Annotated in this window: 22 protein-coding genes, 1 tRNA gene and 1 pseudogene; 13 read left to right on the forward strand and 11 right to left on the reverse strand. The window is 37.9% G+C overall.

The annotated features are described in order from the left end of the window. The first annotated feature begins 488 nt into the window (after nucleotides 1–488). Nucleotides 489–565 (forward strand) — tRNA-Arg (locus tag C1642_RS00195). Nucleotides 566–685: 120 nt separating this feature from the next. Here the strand turns inward: C1642_RS00195 and C1642_RS00200 are convergent. After that, nucleotides 686–1,378: a nitroreductase family protein gene (locus C1642_RS00200; RefSeq protein ID WP_031379907.1), complete on the reverse strand. Its 693-nt coding sequence runs from the start codon at nucleotides 1,376–1,378 to the stop codon at nucleotides 686–688. A gap of 224 nt (nucleotides 1,379–1,602) precedes the next feature. Here C1642_RS00200 and C1642_RS00205 point away from each other — a divergent pair, with 224 nt between their 5' ends. Both C1642_RS00205 and C1642_RS00210 read left to right on the forward strand, forming a co-directional pair. Then, nucleotides 1,603–2,100 (forward strand): YcxB family protein, encoded by a 498-nt coding sequence (locus tag C1642_RS00205; protein ID WP_000139385.1) that lies wholly within the window; start codon nucleotides 1,603–1,605, stop codon nucleotides 2,098–2,100. Nucleotides 2,101–2,139: 39 nt separating this feature from the next. After that, nucleotides 2,140–2,781 (forward strand): fumarylacetoacetate hydrolase family protein, encoded by a 642-nt coding sequence (locus C1642_RS00210; RefSeq protein WP_103235746.1) that lies wholly within the window; start codon nucleotides 2,140–2,142, stop codon nucleotides 2,779–2,781. 74 nt (nucleotides 2,782–2,855) lie between these two features. Here the strand turns inward: C1642_RS00210 and C1642_RS00215 are convergent, their stop codons facing one another. Next, entirely contained in the window at nucleotides 2,856–3,650 is a 795-nt protein-coding gene (locus C1642_RS00215) for a helix-turn-helix domain-containing protein (RefSeq protein ID WP_000747858.1), read from the reverse strand. A gap of 105 nt (nucleotides 3,651–3,755) precedes the next feature. Between C1642_RS00215 and C1642_RS00220 the strand changes: the two genes are divergently transcribed. Then, the gene (locus C1642_RS00220; RefSeq protein WP_103235747.1) at nucleotides 3,756–4,670 is read left to right on the forward strand and encodes a DMT family transporter; all 915 of its coding nucleotides are present in this window, start codon (nucleotides 3,756–3,758) and stop codon (nucleotides 4,668–4,670) included. 20 nt (nucleotides 4,671–4,690) lie between these two features. Here the strand turns inward: C1642_RS00220 and C1642_RS00225 are convergent, their stop codons facing one another. After that, complete coding sequence (locus C1642_RS00225; RefSeq protein WP_000893466.1) at nucleotides 4,691–5,938, reverse strand: YihY family inner membrane protein; 1,248 nt, start codon at nucleotides 5,936–5,938, stop codon at nucleotides 4,691–4,693. A gap of 287 nt (nucleotides 5,939–6,225) precedes the next feature. On the opposite strand from C1642_RS00225, the gene wrbA reads away from it, so the two are divergent. Next, nucleotides 6,226–6,819, forward strand: a complete 594-nt coding sequence (wrbA, locus tag C1642_RS00230; protein ID WP_001183347.1) for an NAD(P)H:quinone oxidoreductase — start codon at nucleotides 6,226–6,228, stop codon at nucleotides 6,817–6,819. A gap of 52 nt (nucleotides 6,820–6,871) precedes the next feature. Here the strand turns inward: wrbA and C1642_RS00235 are convergent, their stop codons facing one another. The 3 genes from C1642_RS00235 to C1642_RS00245 all read right to left on the reverse strand — a co-directional run bounded on the left by C1642_RS00235 (nucleotide 6,872) and on the right by C1642_RS00245 (nucleotide 9,062). Continuing rightward, nucleotides 6,872–7,447, reverse strand: coding sequence for a xanthine phosphoribosyltransferase (locus C1642_RS00235; RefSeq protein WP_000543071.1), 576 nt, complete (start codon nucleotides 7,445–7,447; stop codon nucleotides 6,872–6,874). A 72-nt stretch (nucleotides 7,448–7,519) separates the two neighbouring features. Continuing rightward, nucleotides 7,520–8,233 (reverse strand): DUF3108 domain-containing protein, encoded by a 714-nt coding sequence (locus C1642_RS00240; protein WP_000201544.1) that lies wholly within the window; start codon nucleotides 8,231–8,233, stop codon nucleotides 7,520–7,522. Nucleotides 8,234–8,390: 157 nt separating this feature from the next. Continuing rightward, nucleotides 8,391–9,062, reverse strand: a complete 672-nt coding sequence (locus tag C1642_RS00245; protein WP_001193955.1) for a hypothetical protein — start codon at nucleotides 9,060–9,062, stop codon at nucleotides 8,391–8,393. Nucleotides 9,063–9,292: 230 nt separating this feature from the next. Here C1642_RS00245 and C1642_RS00250 point away from each other — a divergent pair, with 230 nt between their 5' ends. Then, complete coding sequence (locus C1642_RS00250) at nucleotides 9,293–10,177, forward strand: energy transducer TonB (RefSeq protein ID WP_033853982.1); 885 nt, start codon at nucleotides 9,293–9,295, stop codon at nucleotides 10,175–10,177. Between the two features lie 89 nt (nucleotides 10,178–10,266). On the opposite strand, the gene ybeY is transcribed toward C1642_RS00250, so the two are convergent. The 3 genes from ybeY to miaB are packed head-to-tail and all read right to left on the reverse strand — an operon-like array spanning nucleotide 10,267 to nucleotide 13,330. Beyond that, on the reverse strand, nucleotides 10,267–10,743 hold the full coding sequence (gene ybeY, locus C1642_RS00255) for an rRNA maturation RNase YbeY (RefSeq protein WP_000703572.1): 477 nt from the start codon (nucleotides 10,741–10,743) through the stop codon (nucleotides 10,267–10,269). Between the two features lie 9 nt (nucleotides 10,744–10,752). Next, nucleotides 10,753–11,841, reverse strand: coding sequence for a PhoH family protein (locus C1642_RS00260; RefSeq protein WP_000122983.1), 1,089 nt, complete (start codon nucleotides 11,839–11,841; stop codon nucleotides 10,753–10,755). Between the two features lie 37 nt (nucleotides 11,842–11,878). After that, entirely contained in the window at nucleotides 11,879–13,330 is a 1,452-nt protein-coding gene (gene miaB / locus C1642_RS00265; protein ID WP_000218141.1) for a tRNA (N6-isopentenyl adenosine(37)-C2)-methylthiotransferase MiaB, read from the reverse strand. A gap of 288 nt (nucleotides 13,331–13,618) precedes the next feature. Between miaB and C1642_RS00270 the strand changes: the two genes are divergently transcribed. The 4 genes from C1642_RS00270 (at nucleotide 13,619) to C1642_RS00285 (ending at nucleotide 17,888) form a co-directional block, all read left to right on the forward strand. After that, nucleotides 13,619–15,562, forward strand: a complete 1,944-nt coding sequence (locus C1642_RS00270; protein WP_002125516.1) for a lytic transglycosylase domain-containing protein — start codon at nucleotides 13,619–13,621, stop codon at nucleotides 15,560–15,562. A gap of 57 nt (nucleotides 15,563–15,619) precedes the next feature. After that, nucleotides 15,620–16,282, forward strand: coding sequence for a hypothetical protein (locus tag C1642_RS00275; protein WP_000877281.1), 663 nt, complete (start codon nucleotides 15,620–15,622; stop codon nucleotides 16,280–16,282). A 211-nt stretch (nucleotides 16,283–16,493) separates the two neighbouring features. After that, on the forward strand, nucleotides 16,494–17,480 hold the full coding sequence (locus tag C1642_RS00280; protein ID WP_000813006.1) for a malate dehydrogenase: 987 nt from the start codon (nucleotides 16,494–16,496) through the stop codon (nucleotides 17,478–17,480). Between the two features lie 162 nt (nucleotides 17,481–17,642). Continuing rightward, on the forward strand, nucleotides 17,643–17,888 hold the full coding sequence (locus tag C1642_RS00285) for a DUF2789 family protein (protein WP_000462894.1): 246 nt from the start codon (nucleotides 17,643–17,645) through the stop codon (nucleotides 17,886–17,888). 48 nt (nucleotides 17,889–17,936) lie between these two features. Here C1642_RS00285 and C1642_RS00290 read toward each other — a convergent pair whose 3' ends face one another. Together C1642_RS00290 and C1642_RS00295 are read right to left on the reverse strand one after the other, a co-directional pair. After that, nucleotides 17,937–18,464: a hypothetical protein gene (locus C1642_RS00290; protein WP_000021434.1), complete on the reverse strand. Its 528-nt coding sequence runs from the start codon at nucleotides 18,462–18,464 to the stop codon at nucleotides 17,937–17,939. A gap of 67 nt (nucleotides 18,465–18,531) precedes the next feature. Continuing rightward, entirely contained in the window at nucleotides 18,532–19,137 is a 606-nt protein-coding gene (locus C1642_RS00295; RefSeq protein ID WP_103235748.1) for a 2OG-Fe(II) oxygenase, read from the reverse strand. A gap of 117 nt (nucleotides 19,138–19,254) precedes the next feature. On the opposite strand from C1642_RS00295, the gene C1642_RS00300 reads away from it, so the two are divergent. From C1642_RS00300 to C1642_RS00310, 3 genes and pseudogenes are all read left to right on the forward strand, one after another. Continuing rightward, nucleotides 19,255–20,112 (forward strand): 23S rRNA (adenine(2030)-N(6))-methyltransferase RlmJ, encoded by an 858-nt coding sequence (locus C1642_RS00300; protein ID WP_001109438.1) that lies wholly within the window; start codon nucleotides 19,255–19,257, stop codon nucleotides 20,110–20,112. A gap of 41 nt (nucleotides 20,113–20,153) precedes the next feature. Continuing rightward, complete coding sequence (gene pssA, locus C1642_RS00305) at nucleotides 20,154–20,987, forward strand: CDP-diacylglycerol--serine O-phosphatidyltransferase (RefSeq protein WP_000180205.1); 834 nt, start codon at nucleotides 20,154–20,156, stop codon at nucleotides 20,985–20,987. An 18-nt stretch (nucleotides 20,988–21,005) separates the two neighbouring features. Continuing rightward, nucleotides 21,006–22,092, forward strand: a pseudogene (locus C1642_RS00310) (DUF6670 family protein). The last annotated feature ends 190 nt before the right edge of the window (nucleotides 22,093–22,282 follow it).

A 22,282-nucleotide genomic window follows, 5' to 3' on the forward strand; every position in this document is an offset into this window, starting at 1 on the left:
CGTAGATCTCAAAAAGTGTCAATGCATATTTCTACTCAAATAAATTGATACTTATAATATTTTGACAATTAGTTATTCTTTAGATTTAGACATAAAAATAATAATTTTTTTTATAATATATTCTTTATAGATGAATACATTTTTTCTTTATTTTTTTATTATTTTTTATGAATATTAAAGCTAACTAATTTTATTTATAAAAAGACTTTTGCATAAGTAGAAATATTTTATTTATATAATCCTGACTAAAAAACTAGACTTTTGTTTCTGTCAATTTGGCCAAAATGCCCAAATTAGATACGGGAAATAGAGAACTTTAATTGAAAAAAAATATTTCAAATACATTTTATAGGCAATCATCTCGACTTTTTTGAAGCTAATCTACTTAAATATTTCATTATGGCTAAGAACTAGACGCTTGATGACAAAAAGATGAAAAATGTCTTTCTAAAATGAAAAAACTGCGTATAATGCCCTCCATCAAGTACGCGCTCATAGCTCAGCTGGATAGAGCACTTGGCTACGAACTAAGGGGTCGGGAGTTCGAATCTCTCTGAGCGCACCACTTGAAGAATTAACCGCTATATATAGCGGTTTTTTTGTGCCTGTTTTTTATAATTTTTTAATAAAGAAAGCTGGTACTTGTGATAACCAGCTTTAAAAAATCTAAATTCGAAGCTATTTATTAGCCGAATGTTTTGAAGCGGCTTTCATCATCAATAAAAGCTTTTTCGCCTGCTGCGCCTTCAATAGAACCAAAAACTAGCTGAGCTCTTAGTTTCCATTCTGCTGGGATATTAAATGAGGTATTAATTTTCTCATCAATAATTGGATTGTAGTGTTGCAATGAAGCACCAATATTTTGTTCAGCTAATACATTCCAAACTGCAAATTGAGCAATTGCTGTTGAATGTTCTGACCAGATCGGAAAATTATCAGCATAAAGTTCAAATTGCTCTTGTAAGCTTTTAATAATGCTCTGGTCTTCATAAAACAGAACTGTACCTGCGCCTGCTGCAAAGCTTTGAATTTTTTGTTCTGTTCCAGATACCGCTTCAGCTGGGATAATGGTTTTTAAAACTTCTAGAACTGTATTCCAGAATTTATGATGTGATTGTCCAAATAAGATCACAGCGCGAGATGATTGAGAGTTAAAAGCTGAAGGGCTGTGTCTTATTGCTTCTTGAATTAACTTTTCAATCTCATCATTTGATTGGCTTAAGTTATTGCCAATTGCATAAATAGAGCGGCGGTTTTTAATGAGTTCTATAAAAGAGGTTTCATTTGAAGGTTCTAGCTCTTGAGCAGCTTTCAAAGCCACATCTTCTTGAGCTGTTGTTTTTTGTTTGAAGCCAAATAGTTTTGCAAAGAGAGACATGACGAATTCCACGAAAAGAGACAATAGAAGCATTCTATAAATTTAAAAATATGAAATAAGCCTTATAAATATGAATCTACGTTCTATATATGAAACGCATAAGTAGCTTGTACTAATAAAAGCTTTACAGTTAAAGCAAAAATAAAAAATCACTTTTGATTCATTTTAAAGCGTAGATGAATATGCTCTAATAGTTTCGATTTATTCAATATTGATACATTGTGATGACCGAGCAAAAAAGCGCTTTATCTTTACGTTATTATTTAAATTTAGAAGAGTCTCAAGACGGATTTGGCTTGGTGACATTCGGAAAGAAGCAATTCACACGGTTTTTGACACCTGTTATTAGTATTGCAATTATTATTTGGGGCTTATATTTAGGCTTTTCAGGTGTTGGCCGCTACTATGTTGCTTTAGGCGTTTTCTTCTTGGTTATGCAAGGTCTAATGCGCTACTGGCTTTTACCTATGATGTTTAAACGTCAATTTGTACGTTATCAATTTGGTAAGAGCGAGCAAGGAATCGATTTATATCAAGATTATTTTGAGCTCTATGCTGCTGGGCGTAAACAAGCTGTACAGTATAGTGAAGTGCAGACTTTTGCTAAAGGCAAGCTGACTTATATGCTTGAGCTTAAAAATAAAACGGTCATCATTGTACCGAAACGTGCATTTGCTCAGGCTTCAGATCAAACTATATTTGAAAATACATTTAAGAAATAAGTTATTGGAATTATTAGCCGCAACAATAAAGGAAGCTTCATGAAAACACGTCCTTCAAAAATCGTTTGTGTGGGCAGAAGTTATGCTGATCATGTAAAAGAGCTGAACAATGCAATGCCAGGACGTCCGGTGTTATTTATCAAACCACCAAGTAGTTTGATTGGTTTAGATGAAGGCATTTCATGGAATCCTGCGTGGGGTAGTTGTCATTTCGAATGCGAATTTGTTTTACGCATTGATCAGCCACTAAAAGGAGAAACTGATCCGCAAAAAGTATTGCAGGCCATTGGTGCAGTGACTTTAGGATTGGATTTAACATTACGTGACTTACAAAATGAGTTAAAAGATAAAGGCCAACCCTGGGAAAGAGCAAAGGCTTTTGATGGTTCGTGTGTGCTTGCAGACTGGGTAGATGTGAGTGAAATCACGAACTGGGAAGAGACTAGATTTACTTTCCATATTAATGATGAATTACGTCAAGACGGTAATACCGCTTTGCTCATGTTTAATATTGCTTATCTTTTAGTAGATATTAATCAGGTGTTCTCACTTGAGCCAGGCGATGTCATTATGACGGGTACACCCGCAGGTGTAGGGCCATTAAATGCTGGCGATCAGTTAAAAATGACTTTGAAAGGTGTTACTCAAGATTTTGTTTGGGAAACATTTGTTAAAGCATAATTTTATTTAAGTTATTAAACTTTAAACCCTATTATTAACCGGATAATAGGGTTTTTATTATACTCAAAATTAATTTATTGATAGAGTTTTCGGAACTGGTCTGGGGTAAAACCCATCCAACGTTTAAACATATAAATAAATGCCGATGCGCTGGCATAGCCCAAATCAAAAGCGATACTTTCTATGGTTTTTCCTTGATTAAGCATGGTCATTGCTTTCATTACTTTTAATCGTTGCCTCCATTCATGTAAAGACATTCCCAACTCTTTTTGACTGTAACGTGCCAACGTTCTTTCAGTCATATTTATTCGTTCAGCTAATTCTTGCAAGGTGCTGTTATCGGCAGGGCATTGATGTAAATCATTTAGAATTTTTGCTAAAGCTGGATGATCTGTTGTAGGTAAATAACTACCCACTAATTCAGCCTGTATGAGTTGATCTAATAAAACTTGGAGTAGGCGTATATATTCGACTTGGGTTTCATCGTGTGGGTTTTGCCTCAAGTGATCGAGTAAAGCAGGTACAAGTGGGGATGTTAATAGGATACCGGCTTTCTGCGGTAACTTTTGGCACAGACTTTCATGAACATATAAAGTTGCATGAGTCACTTCGTTGCGGTTAATACCACTGTGTTTGGTATAAGGAGGAAGCCAAATACCATAAGGTGGCGGGGTTAAATAATTAATTTGATCAATATTAACTTCGAGTACACCACTAAACGCATAAATAAACTCACCCCATGCATGCGCATGTTGAGGATAAACCGTTTCTGCGGGTGCATTACGAACACGGAACCAAAGCAAATCAGGAATTGCGTTATGAGCCGGAATTTCCTGAAAATCCTGCACACGTTGAGCTGATTTTTTCATCTTTGAAAATTGCCTGAAATTGCTTATGTATTGTCTGTTTTTCACTATATCATCTAAATAAGACAGTTCTATAGTCAGATTTTTCGCTATAAATAAAGGTGCTAAATGGAAGAGCGCAAAAATCTGGATACCAGAGCTTCGGCTTTAATGGTGCTTTTATGTATGGTCCTAGGGCTGCAACAGGTAGTTCTGAAAATAGCAGCACCAGATATTTCGCCGATTATGCAAATCGCTTTACGTTCCGGCTTATCTGCTATTTTGGTTTTACCTTTATTGTGGCGAGATCATTCGATTCATCTATTTTCTTATAGACAATGCAAAGCTGGCGCTCTTATTGCTTTATTTTTTTCATTAGAATTTTATTTCGTCACCCAAGCCTTAAAGTTTACCTCTACCTCTCATACAGTAGTTTTACTGTATACCGCTCCAATTTTTGTTGCATTAGGGCTTCATTGGAAATTTCCTACTGAACGTCTGAATCGAGCGCAATGGGGTGGCATTGCTCTGGCTTTTATGGGGATCATTCTTACATTTTACCCAACAACCACAGCTACAAATGCGCCAGCTCTAGCACAAGTTTTGTTAGGCGATTTATATGCACTTATGGCTGGGCTTGCATGGGCGCTCAGTACAATTATTGTTCGTTTATCTCCTTTAGCTCAAGCGCCGGCAACTCAAACATTGTTTTATCAACTATTTGGCTGTTTTGTTCTACTCTTACTAATCGCTTTTTTAACAAATCAAACAACAATTCATTTCACCACTTTAACGATCTTAAGCTTAAGCTTTCAAACTTTAATCGTATCTTTTGCAAGTTTACTATTATGGTTTTGGTTATTAAGAAATTATCTTGCATCACGATTAGGGGTATTTTCTTTTTTAACCCCATTATTTGGTGTGTTATTTAGTATTTTGTTATTAGAGGAAAAACTAGAAATTAAATTTATTTTTGGAAGTATTTTAGTGTTGTCAGGAATTGTCATTATGAGTCTAAAGCAGGGCAAAGCTAAAAGCAGCTAAGCCCTGACTTTAGTTGAGTATTATTTCTCTTCAAAAATTGTTGAAAGTGGAATAGAGAGCTTTGCAGCTAAATAATCATTAGACTCTACTAAAGCTGGGCCAATTTTTTCCATCCATTCGTCATCATCATGAACATTTGATACATCCTGACGTAAAGGTAATGGATAAGGCAGTGCAGTGAAGAAGCTCCAAAAGTCGACTTGAGATAAATTGCGGACCAAAACATATTCATCTTTATCGGTACGTTTAACTAGATTTTGCTCTTCTAGTAAGAGAACATAAGCAGGCCAACGACCAACTTCACCACGACCTAAAATTTCTAATGCTTCTTTATCACTTACGCTTTCACCAAGTTTTTGCTTTTTATAGAACAATTCCAAAATGTCGAGTAGCATTAAAACCGGATGTCTTTTTTGCTCTTTGCCTGAATGAAAAGCGGTAAGAGCAAAACTTACCTCGACACCAAGCAATACAATATTCCAAGATAAGAAGACCCATAATAGGAAAATAGGTACTGCTGCAAACGCACCATATATGATTTCATAACTGGTGAAATTTGACATAACAAAGCTAAATAAATTTTTGAGTGTCTCAAATAATGCAGCACTTAAGCATGCAGCAATTGCTGCTGCATATAGGGGAACTGTGCGGTTGGGAATAGTCCAATATAAAATAAAAAAACCTAAAATTGTGAGAACAAAAGAAATAAGCCAGAGTAAAAATGCGCCATCAAGTTGATAACCTGTGAAGTTATTGCTCAATAAATTCATGGAAGCAACAGTTGATGAAATAACAAATGCACTGCCTAAAATAATTGGACCAAGTGAAATAATGGTCCAGTAACGCATAAAGCCTACAATACCGCTACGGGTTTCTTTTACTCGCCATATTCGGTTAAAAACGGTTTCAATTGAAGTAAGCATTAAAACTGTTGTGACAAAGAGGAATAGCACACCAATTACAGTTAAATTACTGGACTTTTCGGTAAAAGCATTAAGAGCTTTATCAAAAGCAATCGTACTTTTAGGCAAAAAATTACTGTAGATTAAGTGCTGTAACTGTTGTCTGGCAGGTTCCAATGCCTTAATTGAAGAAATAATAACTAAAAATACCGTTAACATAGGTACAACGGCAAAAAGTGTCGTATAGGTGAGGGAGCCGGCTTGTTCACGGCAACGATCCGCTTCAAAACGCTTAATTACGAATAAAATAAATTGAAACCAGGTCTTGTTATAAAAAGGAAGCTTCTTCAAAAAACGTTCTAACATGCGTCATCTATCCCGATTTTTTTAATCATGATGTGGGTGATTGATATTCACCAGTGTATTCGGTTGAGAACACTATCGTTGATGTGGGTAAACTTTAACCTAAAGAATAAAAAAGTATTCTGAAAGTTCTGTATGTATCATCGTAACAAAAGGTAGTAAAAAGCTTTTACCGATATTTGTTACTGTGCCCTTAAAAATCAATCACCTCTAGAATTTCATAAAATTGGCTACGCCAAAAAAACAAAAAATACCGTATAGTGTTCTTTTTAACAAAATTCGTGAAACCGATGCAACCTTACATTCTTGTGCTTTATTACAGTAAATATGGTTCAACTAAAGAAATGGCGCACCTTATTGCGAATGGTGTTGAATCGGCAGGTATGAATGTAAAAATTCGCACAGTACCTAATATTGCAACAGTAGTAACAGAAGCTGAGCCAAGCATTCCTGAAGAAGGTGATATTTATTGTACTTTAGAGGAACTGGCCAATTGTGCAGGCTTAGCGCTAGGGTCTCCAACTCGCTTTGGTAATATGGCAAGCGAAATGAAATATTTTTGGGATCAGACTACAAGCCTTTGGTTAAATGGTGCTTTACATAATAAGCCAGCATGCGTTTTTACTTCTTCTGGTTCAATGCATGGTGGGCAAGAAAGTACGTTATTAACAATGTTACCTCCATTATTTCATCACGGTATGATGATTTTAGGATTACCAAACTCTATTCCGGCTTTGTCGAATACTAAAACAGGTGGGACTCCCTATGGCGCAAGCCACGTGAGTGGTCCAAGACATGATCAAAGTTTAAGCCAAGATGAAAAAATTTTATGTGAAGCACAAGGGAAGCGCTTAGGCGAAATCGTAAAAAAACTTCATTCTTAAATTTATGGCAATAAAAAAGAGCGGGTTTCCGCTCTTTTTTATTTAAACTATTTTATTCTTTTACAAAAGTTACTGTGCCATCAGCAAGTGATTGAACGCGCGCTAATGACTCAACGCGGTAACCTTTTTCAAGTAATAAATCACGGCCTGGTTGGAATGATTTTTCAATCACAATACCCACACCTACAACTTCTGCATTTGCTTGATGAATTAAGTCAATCAAACCAAGCGCAGCTTGACCATTTGCTAAGAAGTCATCAATCACTAAGGCTTTGTCGCTTGAGTTGATGTGCTTATTTGAAATGGCAATGGTACTTTCTGTCTGTTTAGTGAAACTAAACACTTTAGCGCGGTATAAATCGTCTTTTAAAGTAAGCGATTGATATTTGCGAGCAAAAATCACAGGTACACCAAGTTCTAAACCTGCCATGATTGCTGGCGCAATACCTGAAGCTTCAATGGTAATAATCTTGGTAATCCCTGCATCTTTAAAGCGAGCGGCAAATTCTTTACCAATCTGCTGCATGAGTACAGGGTCAATTTGGTGATTTAAGAAAGCGTCGACTTTCAACACTTGATCAGATAGAACGATACCTTCTGTTAAGATTTTCTGTTCTAGTGCGTGCACGGGAGAATCCTCTAGACGGATGCTTTTTAAAGCAAATGCGTATTTTAAAAAGCATCCGAAAAAATGCAAGCTTTAATTCGTTTTACCTGTATAACTTGTTAATAACAAACCATAAGATGTTTTGCCATCAATATGACTTACCTTGACTGGAAGGTAGTCTAATTTCGGTGCTAGCCAGAAAATTGTGCTGCGCTCAGGTTTCTTATGTTGTAAAACAACTTTTACGGTATCGAATGTGCCATAAGAGGTTTTAATTTTCTCGTTGCCTTGTTTAACAAAACGACGATTTTCAACTTCTTTTGCATCCGCTAGAGGGTAAGACGATTTAAGTGAACCATTTTTTAAATCTTCACGAATCTGTAATTCTGCATTTAGCTCATCAAGCACACCTGCCTGCCAAGCAAATGAGCGCGCTTTATCGTCTTTTTTCGTGCTAATAGTCTTATTGCCAGGATTAAAATTAATACTCATTGTGTTGTTATGAATCAAAATTTTACTGGTACGACTAAAGCTTTGTGAACCAATTTTACCGTTTGCAAAACTAAATTTACTTGTTTCACTTGCAGAAGCGATTCCACCTGCTTTTGCTGTGAATTGATAAGTCCAATTATTGCCTTGTTGACTCAATGCACGTGTCGCTGAACCCATACCTTTATTATTGTAGGTAAACTGATAATTTGCCTGAAATGGGCTCATGGCAAGTGCATGGCTAGAGAAACCTGCGATAAGCAAAGTTGTCGAAATACCAGTTGCGATGCTGAATGATTTCAGAAATTTTGTTGCCATAAGTAAATATCCTTGTACAGACTGATAGGTCAGTGCTGATGCATCTATGACTTTTGCATATTATGCCTGTTGATCATGGAGAAAAAATCAGGATTTATGCTAAATATGTAATCTCTTTGTGTTTTTTAACAGTGTATTTCTTTAGTTCATACCGTTGTTATACATCTTTTTGCTGTATTGGCGTAATTTCAGTGTCTCCAAGTTCATCTTCAAAATCATCATCTTGATCACGGAAAAGTAAAGCAGCGAGATTAACATTACCAAAGACAACTAATTCTGCTTCACGTACTCGTGCATAGTTGATATGAACCTTGCCTAAAGTTTCAATAATACTGGCCTTTTTAGCAAACCAACGGTTAAGGTCTAAGAAGATCAGGTCATCTTTTTCTTGGGCTACATCAAATCGCTCCAGAATCATGCCTAATGGATCTTTTTTTAGAATTTTGTGATAGTAAAAAATAGCCGCTTTTACAGCAATTTTTTGCCAGAAATTTTTATATTTAGCTTCTACAATTTGCGTGTTACTAATTTGCTCAAAAACAATAAGTTGTTGTTCTTTATTAAATTCCATCTGGATAAGTTTTAAGTCGACCGACAAAGTGGTCTCTAAACCTTTAACATGCATTGTGGCATAGAGTCTTAACCAGTCATGATAAAGATCTGCATGTAGATCATCTAAAAACTCGACATTATTAGTCACGTAGCGTTCTAAGGTCGCATTTAGAAAAGTTTGCGATAATGTAAAATCTCTTTCTTCCTCAATGAAGGCTTCAGCTTTTCGGTAGACTTTATGAAGACGTTTGACTAATGAGGAAAATAGCGTTTGCATAAAAGAACTTCCAGAAGATGATTTACTAAAGAATCCACACAATCTTTATTATGATAAAAAACAGGTTTTGATATTGCAGTGTAACAAATTTAATTGATACATTTTGACAAAATGAAAATGGATAAATATCAATATTTGAAGTGAATCACACTTTTATCCATATTTGAATATCAGTTTATGTTTTATTCGGTAATACCGTGGGGAAAAGGCATCTATATGCTTTTAAGATTATGTTGAAAAAAAGAAGTCTATCCATAGAGCCTTTTTATTATTGGTGGCAAGACCGAGTCTTTATCGCTGCAATAATATTAGCAATCTTACTGCATATTTTTGTGTTGCTCATCCATTTTGCGATGCCTGCGCCATCAGAACAATCGACTAAAGAAATTGCAATATCGATTCGTCCTACTGAAGATGTGATCAAGCATGCAGACTTTTTAGCTCAAGCCGATCAACAAGGTTCAGGGGCTTTTCGGGCAGCTCATCGGATGTCGAGTAACTCTCCAGCGCCTATGCCAAGTGATGCTTCAACAGGAGAAGCTCAGCTAGAAACTTTAGAAAAAGTGCAGCAACAAAGAGAACTTAAATTTGAAGAAAAAGTACTCATGACTGTATTGAGTTGGCAGAAACAAGCAGAGGAGAGCCAAAGAAAAAAAGCACTTGAACAATTACAAAGTCAGTTTCAGGCAAAAGCTGCCATGGTAGCGAGTCTTGAAGCTCAGTATTTACAACGTCAGCAAGATTTTAGTCGCCAACAAAAAATAAAAACAGTAGATGGTATTCAAGCCAAGAAAGATGCGTCGGCAGCTTATCTAGATAAATTTCGTGAAAAAGTAGAGCTTTATGGCAACCGTTATTATCCAGAAGAAGCGAAACAGCAACAGTTAAAAGGTGAAGTTCGCCTTATGGTAATTTTGAATGCTCAAGGGGGAATTCGTGCAATTCGTTTGCTTGAAAGCTCAGGTCATCCAGTTCTAGATGAAGCAGCAAAGGCATCGGTACGGCGTGGAGCGCCGTTTGGCCGTTTTGATGCAAATATGAAAGATATTTCGGAGCTTCGTATTATTCGTACATGGCGTTTTGATCCAGCTGAAGCTGAATTTGAAGTTCATTAATGAAAAAATGTGGATAACTTTTAGGATATCCACATTTTTAAAATGTATTAAGAAGCTGACTGCGTTCTTAATCGTGTGAGGGAATTTGATTATTCCTGATACGGGTTGGCAATATTGAGTTTAGCTAAGATTTCGATCTCTAAACCTTCCATTTCTTCAGCATCCTCATCACTTGTTTCATGGTCATAACCAAGTAAATGTAGGACCCCATGAACTAAAAGATGTGCAAAATGATTTTGTGCAGTTTTCTTTTGTTCCAAAGCCTCTTGTAATACCACTGGAATACAAATTACTAAATCACCCAACGGTAATGCGTCGAGCATTGGTAAAACTTCTTCTGGAATATCACTTGGAAAAGATAGAACGTTAGTTGGCTTATCTTTCTCTCGATATTGCAAGTTAAGTTGATGGCTTTCTTCCAAATCAACACATGCGATACCAATTTCGCAATCTTCTTTATAGCCAACGTGGCGTAAAGTTGTCTCAATAATTTTTTTGAGTTGAGCTCGTTTGAGCTCTAACTCAGGGGATCGAAAGTCTTGTTGTAAACTTAAACTGATTTTCAAAATGAATCCTTAAGCATCCTGATGTTGCAAGTCTGCTGCTGTATCGTTTTCAGCAATTAATGCTTCTTGGCGTGCTTTACGTTCAGCACGTGCTTCAGCATTAAGACGCTGTTGTTCACCATCCCAACCCTCATAAGCTTCAACAATTTTTTGAACAAGTTGATGGCGTACTACATCACGGGAATGGAAACGGGTAATATGAATTTCTTTAATGTTCTCAAGTACGCGAAGGGCGTGTGCCAAACCAGATTGTTGGCCTCGAGGTAAATCTACTTGGGTAATGTCACCTGTAATCACTGCACGAGAGCCAAAACCTAAACGGGTCAAGAACATTTTCATTTGTTCTGGTGTAGTGTTTTGAGCTTCATCCAAAATCACAAATGAATGGTTAAGAGTACGACCACGCATATAAGCAAGTGGTGCAACTTCAATCACTTGACGTTCGATTAACTTGGCGACTTTTTCGAAGCCCAGCATTTCGTAGAGGGCATCGTAAAGAGGACGTAGATATGGGTCGATTTTCTGGGTTAAATCACCAGGTAAGAAACCGAGCTTTTCTCCTGCCTCTACCGCAGGGCGGACAAGTAAAATTCGCTGGATTTCATTACGCTCTAACATGTCCACTGCGGCAGCAACTGCTAAATAAGTTTTACCTGTACCAGCAGGGCCTACACCAAAAGAAATATCGCTTTGTAAAATACGTTGTACATAGCGTTTTTGATTGGCACCACGTGGATTAATGCGACCTTTTCGAGTCTGGAAATAGACATCCATGGGCGCATCATGCTCATCCATTTCTTCGCCAACTAGTTCGAAGTTTCGTTCAGTTTGCGAAGATTGAATCAAGAGGTGTAACAGGTCAGCACTGATTTGTTGGGACGCCTCTGTTTCTTCGTAGAGTCGTTGCAATAACGCTTCGGCTCTCCCAACAGCATCTATCTCACCATCTATGTAAAAAACATCTCCACGATGAGTAATTTTGACATCTAAACGCTGTTCAATTTGCTTAAGGTGCCCATTATAGGCACCCAAGATGCTCTTTAAACGTTCCATTGAAATTTCAGGAAATGTTACGGTACGTCGAATCGCTGCAGTCAAGAGAAAACCTTTCAGTAGACTTTAGAATACCTCTACATTACGCCACGTCAGGCTCAAGATTCAAGAGTTCACCGTAAACTAAATTTAAAGTTTTAATTTCAGTAATCTCAATCTCTGCAAAACGACCAACCCACGATGCATCGCCTACAAAAGTCACTAAACGTGTATTGTCTGCTGTACCTACTAAAATATTAGGGTCTTGATCAGATACTTTTTCAATAAGTACACGTTCAATTTTGCCAAGCATTGCGTCAGTTTTTTCAATGCTAGATTGCTTAATGACTTGTTGAACTTGTGCTAAACGTTCTTTTTTAACGTGTTCAGGAGTTGTATCTGGTAAGTCAGATGCTGGTGTACCCGGGCGTTTTGAGTAAACAAAGCTATAAGAATGATCAAAGTCTAAGTCTTTGATAAACTGCAATGTTTCTGCAAAATTCTCATCTGTTTCACCAGGGAAACCAATGATAAAATCGCTCGATAAATGCATATCAGGGCGTATTTTGCGTAACTTGGCAATCTTATCGATGTATACATCAATCGTGTGATTTCGCTTCATTGCTTTGAGTACATCATTAGATCCACTTTGTACTGGCAAATGTAAGTGTGAAACCATTTGAGGTAAATCTTCATAACACTGAATAAGTTCATCAGAGAACTCAAGTGGATGCGAAGTTGTATAACGTAAACGGCCAATACCTGGAATTTCTGCAACGAGTCGTAACAATTCAGGGAAGGTACAAATGCCGCCTTCGAATGTTTCACCACGATATCCGTTCACATTTTGACCAAGTAAGCTGATTTCACGGACACCTTTTTCAGCAAGACCTGCGATTTCTGCAAGTACATCGTCAAGTGGACGTGAAACTTCTTCACCACGAGTGTATGGAACAACACAGAAAGAACAGTATTTAGAGCAACCTTCCATAATAGAAACGAATGCTTTAAAACCTTCTACGCGTGGTTCAGGTAAGAAGTCGAATTTTTCAATATCAGGGAATGAAATATCAACGAGCTTAATCTTTTCTTTTTTTGGCTTTTCCACTTGTGCGTGGTGTTGATCAAGCATTTGCGGTAAACGGTGTAAGGTTTGTGGACCAAAAATCATGTCGACATAAGGTGCACGTTTTTGAATATTGTCACCTTCTTGAGAAGCAACACATCCACCCACGCCAATAACAAGATCAGGATTTTGTTCTTTTAGTTTACGCCAACGACCTAATTCACTAAATACTTTCTCTTGTGCTTTTTCACGGATAGAGCAAGTATTCATGAGCAGAATGTCTGCTTCATTAGGGTTATTCGTTAACACATAACCATGAGAATCCCCCAAAAGGTCTGCCATACGGTGACTGTCATACTCATTCATCTGACACCCTTGAGTTTCAATATATAGTTTCTTTATTGAAACGTCAGTGGTGTGCGTTGGCTGGGTAACAGTGTTTTCTGAGGCAGCTTTGGCACCATTGGGAATGAAGGTTTGAACCGTCATGCAGGCTCCTAACAGATCGATCTAGTTAAATAATAAAATGACCCAAAACGGGTCAAACCAATCATTATAGCAGTATTTTGAGCAGAACAGATAACAATAAACTCCCATAAGCTACACATGATTTATGGAGACAAATGACATGAATTTTAATGATGTTGAATCAGATAGTTACATAACACAACAAAAGAAAGCATGAAGAATAATTAAACTATGCCTAAAGGTGGATAGTCAGGATTTAACGCATTTATGAGACCAGGTAAAAAGAGCTCATCAAACAAGAGTCGTGTGATGAAAAATAAATATGCACATCGTAGCTGGTTAGGAGCTGTGTGTTTACTTGGTTGTTCATTATCTTATGCTGCAGAAGAACAATTTAACGATGCACTAAATGCTGCCAATAGTGGTAATACTGCATTGTTAGATCAATATCAGCTTGCAATGCAAAATGATGTGTTGGGCTACTATCCTGAATATTGGAAATTAAACACGAATTTAGGCTTTCAATCTCCGACATCAATTGTAAGCTTCGCACAGCGCTATCCACAGTCTGCTATGGCAGAAAAGCTGGCCGCGGATTATGTCGAAGAAAAAGTCAAACAAGCTGACTTTGCGTCTGCACAACCAATCTTGCCTTATGTTTCGAATCCTGACCAAGCCGAAAATTGTGCTTTAGCGCAGGTGAGAGCTAAAAGTGGTGATGCATTAGTTTTTGCTGAATATAAAGATGTATGGTTAGCCACCGAATCGCAACCAGAATCATGTATTGGACTCGGCCGTATGATGCTGACTAGTCCATTAATGAGTACGCAAGACAAGCAGCAGCGCCTGTGGGTACAGTTACGTGCAGGTTTATCTGGACAGGCGCTTGCTACAGCACAGACTTTGGGTTTGAATTTGTCTTTGGCTCAGCTCAATCAGATTCAGGCGAATCCACTGAATTACTTATGGTCAGCACCAAAAACCAATGACGTAGATTATGCCTATTTGATTTTTGCACTAGGCCGATTAGCAAATAATGATTTAGGAAATGCTTTTGCAAATGTACAGCGAGTAGCGCAAGGCACTCCAGAGAGCGTGCAAAAGTATCTCTATCGAACCGTAGCCTATATTGGTGGAACTACGGTAATGAAAAACAACTTTAACCGTGAAGTCCTTCAATATTTTGACGCAAGTTATGGCTATCCGTTAAGTCCTGAAGAAGCTGAAATTTATGCACGACAAGCTATTCGTTTTAGTGCATGGGAAAGTTTAATTCGTGCAATTGATAGTATGTCGGTTTCACAAAAACAAGAAGATCGCTGGCAATATTGGTTAGCGCGTGCGACAGAGCAACGTGGCGATAGTAATTCTAAAAACACGGCACAACGTATTTATAAAAAATTAGCTGAAAGTGGGGATGATTATCACAACCTTCTTGCAAAAGACCGTTTAGGCGTACGATATAATCATCAGCCATATAATGATGAGCCAACTGCAAGTGATTTACGCCGTCTAGATCAAAATATTCACTTTAATCGTGCATTTACTTTAAGACGGATTAATGCCAACCCAACCTATACTAACCGAGAGTGGAACTGGGCTGTTCGTCAAGCATATCTACAGCATGATGATGGATTACTATTAGCGGCGGCAAAACGTGCTCATGATATGGGATGGTATGACCGCGCGATTTATGCGGCAGATCGTACAACGAATAAACATAATGATACTTATCGTTATGTGACCCCGCATAAGACCAATGTCGTAAGCCATAGTTACAATGCTGGAATTGATCCTGCTTGGGCTTATGGTTTAATGCGTCAAGAAAGCCGGTTTGTTACCTCGGCACGCTCTCATGTGGGTGCTGGTGGACTTATGCAAATTATGCCGGATACGGCAAAGTTGATTGCTCGCCAGATGGGAGAAACATATAATCCGGCAGCGTTAAGTGAAATGAACACCAATATTCGTTATGGGACATTTTATTTATCGATGATTCAAGGGCAATTAAGTAATAACCCTGTTTTAGCAACGGCGGGTTATAATGCTGGGCCGAATCGGGCAAGACGTTGGCAACCTGATTATCAACCGATTGAGGCTGATCAATATACAGAAACCATTCCATTGCTTGAGACCAGAGATTATGTCAAGCATGTCATGACGAATGCGACGCATTATGGAGTGATATTAGGTCAAGGTGCTCAATCATTAATACAACGTATGAAAGTCATTCCAACGCGATCATCACCTTAGTTTTAGATGATGAATGATGGAACATTCTTTTAATTGGCATAACCAAGTTTTAATTAAATGAAATATAGAGACCTAGGACTTCAATCAATATCGCAACTTGCATGGTGGATCATCTGTGCAAGCGTTGGTTTGTTGAGTTCTGTTTTACATGCGGAACCTGTTAACGTGCAAGGTTATGTTATGCATGTACAGATGACGCCTGCTGTTTGTGCGCTAGATCCTTCTAAACAAAAGCAGCGTAAATGTCTTGAAGGATATTCGCTTACGATTACTGGTTTAATGCCTGAAACCACCAGAACTGACTGTTCAACACAAAGCTCAGCTACACTGTCACCACTGCAAGCTAAGGTGGTCGCTCGGGTGATGCCAGATAATAATGCTCGTGTGCAACTCTGGAGAAGTGTGGGTGGCTGTGTGCCTATGAATGCAAGTCAATATTTCCGTACGATTATTAACTTTGCTGAACGTTTAAAAATACCTGCTAATCTAACCAGCTCTACTAATGTGGAAATGCAACAATCTACATTACGTCAACAATTTACCAAGCTTAATCCGAGCTTACCTCAAAATGGTATTCGCTTCACTTGTCAGCTATCACGCTCTGATGTCGTACTAACAGAAGTTAAAGTTTGTTACACGGTAAATGGTCAATATAAGCAATGCTCAAATCACGTTGTCTCTAATTGCCCAAGCGAAATTACCATTAAAGGCAGTTATTAAGAGCAATAACCATTTCATAAAAAAATGCTGACCATACATTGAATCTATTTGTAAAGGTTAATTTGTATTTTCTATCAGACTTTTGGTGAAAATGAGTCGCTTTTACATGCATCTGCCACTTCTTTAGAGTACAATCTTTGCCGTTTATGATGATTTGGTTAAGTAGAATCGCTACTTAACCCGATTAAGGACACTCATTGGAGACAATTACATGAAGCAACCCGTTCGTGTTGCCGTGACTGGCGCTGCAGGTCAAATTGGTTACAGCTTATTATTCCGTATCGCAAGCGGTGAAATGCTAGGTAAAGATCAACCTGTTATTTTACAATTGCTTGAAGTTCCAGTTGAAAAAGCACAACAAGCGCTTAAAGGCGTAATGATGGAACTTGATGACTGTGCTTTCCCTTTATTGGCTGGCATGATCGGGACTGATGATCCTAAAGTTGCATTTAAAGATGCTGACTATGCGTTATTGGTAGGTTCTCGTCCACGTGGTCCTGGTATGGAACGTGCTGACTTGTTAAAAGTTAACGGCGAAATCTTCATTGGCCAAGGTCAAGCATTAAACGAAGTTGCTAGCCGTGACGTTAAAGTATTAGTTGTAGGTAACCCTGCAAACACGAATGCTTACATCGCGATGAAATCTGCTCCAGATCTTCCAGCGAAAAACTTCACAGCAATGTTGCGTCTTGACCACAACCGTGCGTTGACTCAAGTTGCTCAAAAAGCTGGTGTTGCTGTAGCTGACATCGAAAAATTAACAGTTTGGGGTAACCACTCTCCAACTATGTATGCTGACTACCGTTTTGCAACTGCAAATGGTGAAAGCTTAAAAGACAAGATCAACGATCCAGCTTGGAACAAAGACGTATTCCTTCCAACTGTTGGTAAACGTGGTGCTGCGATTATCGAAGCGCGTGGTTTGTCTTCTGCTGCTTCTGCTGCTAACGCTGCAATCGACCATATGCGTGATTGGGCACTTGGTACAAACGGCAAATGGGTAACTATGGGCGTTCCTTCTGACGGTTCTTATGGTATTCCTGAAGGCGTTATGTTCGGTTTCCCTGTAACAACTGAAAACGGTGAATACAAAATCGTTCAAGGTTTAGAAATCGATGAATTCAGCCGTGAGCGTATCAACTTCACTCTAAACGAGCTTGAAGAAGAACGTGCAGCAATTGCTGACATGGTAAAATAATTCATCAGTTTGATGAGTTGGAAAGCACTCTCTTGTAGGGTGCTTTTTTATATGTGAAATTTAATAAGAACACACAAAAAACAACAAGAAAATATAGGCATAGATATGCAACTCACATCTATTGTTGTTAGATTATTGAAAAGAAGCCATGGGAGAATAACAATGTTTGAACAACAACCGACATTACAACTTTTATTTGAGCAATTGGGTTTAGATTCTGATGATGCAAGTATTGAAAATTTTATCAGAACGCATCAATTGCCGGCTGAACAGAAGTTACATGAGGCCTCTTTCTGGTCCCAAGGCCAAAGTGATTTTTTAAAAAGTCATTGGGAAAAAGATGATGAGTGGATTGTAGTTATTGATGAGCTGAATGAGCAATTACATGAAGATAGTGTGAAAAAATAACAAATGAAAAAGGCCTGTTATAGTTAACAGGCCTTTTTCATTCATAAGTTAGTGAGTTCTTAACTTAATTAAATTTTTATACCATGGTTCATGACGTACCGGATTGAATATAGGATGTTCATGAAGCAACTCAAGATCACATTGAGCGGTTGATAAATATTTTGTGAGCCAATGACGAGTTAGTGCAGACTCTTGCTGTGCTGCTGACGCATAAGCCAAGAAGAAATATATATCGCCATGTTGATGATGAGCTAGAGGTTTCAAAATTTGCTGAGCAATCAGCGCAAAGCGTTTTTCCTTATTTAACTCAAAATAAAGCATATAAGCTTTAGCTAAATGCAGCGATAGGTTTAAATACAAACTCATTGGCATTTCTTCATATTCCATACGAGCTTGTTCCAGCAAAACAATGGCTTCTTGCAAGAAGTGAATTTGTTCTTGGCGAACACGGCTTAACGTAACGAGCTGCATACGTAATTCTGCACGCTCCAAAGCAAGCTCGGGCGTATTCTCAGTTAAATAGAGTTGGTCTGTTTCACCAATTCTGGACACAATCGCTTTTGTTTCAATAGACATACGCCTTCGCCTTTTTAATCAATATCTTTTATATCGGGTCCGTTTAAGAAATTTAAAGAGCTTTCTTTTAAACCCAAATTGAGTTTCCGCTACGAAGCCAAGCAGTAATAGAGAGGCGCTGCTGTTTAGAAACTAAAACTTCATGAAGCAAATTGCTCTGAAATATAACTAAGCGATTAGGCTCTGGTGTAATAATGTGCCAAATATCGTTTTTATCTTGTAAGCGTAATTGGCCACCCCAGTCATCTTGCCATTGAGGGTGTAAATAATAAACGGTAGACATAATACGATCATTTTTTTGCTGAGGATTATCTCGATGTAATGCGTAGAATTCACCCGGGTTATAACAGGCAAAATGTGCTTCTACTTCTTTAATCCCTAAAAAGAAAGCTTGATTTAGATGCTGGCAAAATGAAGTTAATGTTTCTACATGCTGCTCAGCAACAGGAAGAGATTCATTAATCCATAAAATATGATCGCTTCGGATCGTACTCACCACACCATTTTGAATACCTGCTTCTCGAAACTCATCAAAGTGATGGCTACACTCTTTGGCAACTTGAGTATGATATTCAGCAGAATAAGCTTGGTTCACAATTGCGAAACCATGAGCATTTAAGTCATCTAAAATCTGGTCCAGATTCCAGCAGTCAGGAAGCGGTTGAGAGCGCATATAACCTCATATCGATCGTAAGAAAATCAAGCAGCCTTATTTTAGATGATCACAACCTTACGAAAGAATATTTTTTTCATGTTAAACTAATCGTTGAATTGAGGAATTAAAGTCAACATGAATTACCGTCACCATTTCCATGCGGGCAACTTTGCAGATGTTATGAAGCATGTGCTTTTGCTACAGCTTCTCAACCGTTTAAATGCTAAAGATAAACCTTATCGTTATATCGATACGCATGGAGGTGCAGGAAAATATGATCTATCTCAGGCACCTGCACAAAAGTCAGGAGAATTCCTAACAGGTATTCATCGTCTTGTACAGCTTTCTGACATGGAAAAGCGCCAAGCTCCTGAAGCCATCCAGCAATACCTAAAACTTGTAGAAGAATTACGTGCTCAAGAAGGTAAGGGAAGTTATCCGGGCTCTCCGTGGTTTGCTTTACAAGGTATGCGTGAAATTGATAAGGCTACAATATTTGAAATGCAGCGTGATGTATTTCAGCAATTACGCCATAACATTCATGATAAACGTGCAGGTTTGCATGAGCGTGATGCATATGAAGGCTTGCTTGCTGTAATTCCACCAAAGGAAAAGCGCGGTTTAGTGATGATTGATCCGCCTTACGAATTAGAGCGTAAGGATTTCCCGCAATTGGTTGAACTTTTACAAAGCGCTTATAAAAAATGGCCAACAGGTGTCTTCGCGGTTTGGTATCCAATTAAAGATCGCGCAATGATTGAACGTTTTGAAAAGAAAATGTTTAAAACTGGAATTCGCCGTCAATTAATCTGTGAAATTTGTGTTTGGCCAGATGACACACCTGTAGGTTTGAATGGTTGTGGATTATTAGTAATTAATCCACCTTGGCAGTTCTCCGAACAAGCAGATCAAGCCCTACAATGGTTATTCCCTCACTTACGTATGCAAGAAACAGGTGGTCATGCCGCTGTACGCTGGTTAGTGGGTGAGTAACAATTAATCTAAATCAATGCACATGTTTGGAATAGAAAATAATGACAAATGCGCCTAAACCAGAGCAAGATTTAACTCATAATGAACATTCTTTTGATGGGATTACGTTCGAAGTGGTTGAAGAAGAAGATAATCCGGAAGGACAAAAAGTGAAGCGCAGAGGTATTTACCTTTGGCCTAACTTAATCACGACAGCCGCTTTGTTGTCTGGTTTCTATTCCATTATTGCAAGTATGAATGGCGAATTTGCTCAAGCGATTTATGCCATTTTTCTTGCAGCATTATTTGATGGGTTAGATGGACGCGTTGCCAGAGCTATTGGTGCCCAAAGTGCTTTTGGTGAGCAATATGACTCTTTATCAGATTTGTTAGCATTTGGTGTAGCGCCAGCAATGCTAATGTATAGCTGGAGTCTACATGACTTAGGCCGTATCGGTTTGGCATGCTGTTTTGTTTATACCGCTTGTGCCGCGTTCCGTTTAGCACGATTTAATGTTCAGATTGGAGTGGTTGATAAGCGCTATTTTATTGGTATTGCTAGTCCACTCGCCGCGATTATCATTATTTCACTCGTATGGGTAGCTCGTGATTATCCGTTCATTTTTGATTTACGCGATATTGCTATTCAAACCATTAACGCAGTCATCATGGTGGTTGTAGGACTACTTATGATTTCTAATATTAAATATTATTCATTTAAGCAAATGGATCGTAAGCGTGTTCCTTTTGTAGTTATGTTGCCAGTAGTACTGATTTTTGCAGCAATCACTTATAATATTCCAATGGGTATTTTGATTGTATCAATCATCTATGCTCTATCAGGTTTTGTTACCACACTTTTAGCTAAAAAAAATAACGAGACCATCAAAACATAAAATTAGATGAGGTTCGGTATGCCTAAGTTGATAAGTGAAAAAAATCAATTACAGCAACTGAGCCTCAACTCAAATGGGGGAGTTGTCTATCAGCCCGCCAGAGGTTTTTTTAAAGTTGTCTATCAAGGTTTAATTCTTCCTAACCTGCCTGCACCACTTCGTTACTTTAATTACATTAGTCTGATCGGACAGCCTAGAATTCCTCTTTGCTATAATACAAATGGTATTTTGACTTCTGCAGTTGATACAGCAACCGTACTGGTTAGCAATAGCTTACATAGTGTAGGGCACTTAAAAACTTATTCCATTCGACGCCAGTGTCAGCTTAATCCTAGTCGGTATCAATTCGATAAAACTGATCTTATTGAGTGGCAAATCCCAAGAGTTCAGCTTAGACGAATCGATTCTGAAATGAGTTGTGATTTAATCGTCCAAACTCCTTCCGATATTTCGAATTCATCAGCATTGCAGTGGGGAATATCTGACTACTGGTCTATTTTGTGCCACTGTGAAGGTGAGATTTTATATAAAGGACAGAAATATGAGGTCAATGGATTAGGCCGATTTAAACATGCTCGGGCCTTACATTTACCTTTTTTATCTTTATGTTTTTATACCTGCCAAATTATTAATTTGAATGAAACAACTCAAGTTACACTTTCTCAAATAAGAAATCAGTGGAATATCATTCTATTTTCACGTTTAGATATTCAAGAACTAGGAAAGCAGCCCGTCACGTTTACCGAAGATGTTAATTTCCACATCCACCGGGTTTATCCAAAAGTTGAAACACCGCATGGACGAGAAATGTATTTACCACGAGAGTTTTCTTGGCAATGTAAAAAAAATGGAAAAGTTATTTTTGAACTCTATGGTGAAAGTCGTGGTGATTACAAATTTGGGTTAGCTGCTGGATACATAGGAAGTTTTCGTTATCAATTAAGTTGGAATGATCAATGTCTTCAAGGAGAAGGTGGATATTGTGAATACATTGATTGTCGACCTTTAAGATGGCAAGAAAAGAATCAAAACGAAAAAATGCTCGATAAATTGCTGCTTTTACAGCCATGTTTATATAAAAAATGACTATTTTTATCATTTTTGATTAAAAAGCGAACTGTTGTTGCACTAATATTAAAAAAGGGGTTGCAAAGGGAGAGAGATGGTCTATAATGCACATCCATCGGCGGTGATGCAGATAGAAACTTGTTGAAAAACAGTTACTTGTGATTAGATTAGTTGCTTTAAGCGATGAATTTGATGATGAGGTGGTTTAGAGAATAAGTTTTAAAAAT

The sequence above is a fragment of the Acinetobacter sp. AKBS16 genome, from assembly GCF_002899995.1.
Taxonomy (GTDB): domain Bacteria; phylum Pseudomonadota; class Gammaproteobacteria; order Pseudomonadales; family Moraxellaceae; genus Acinetobacter; species Acinetobacter baumannii.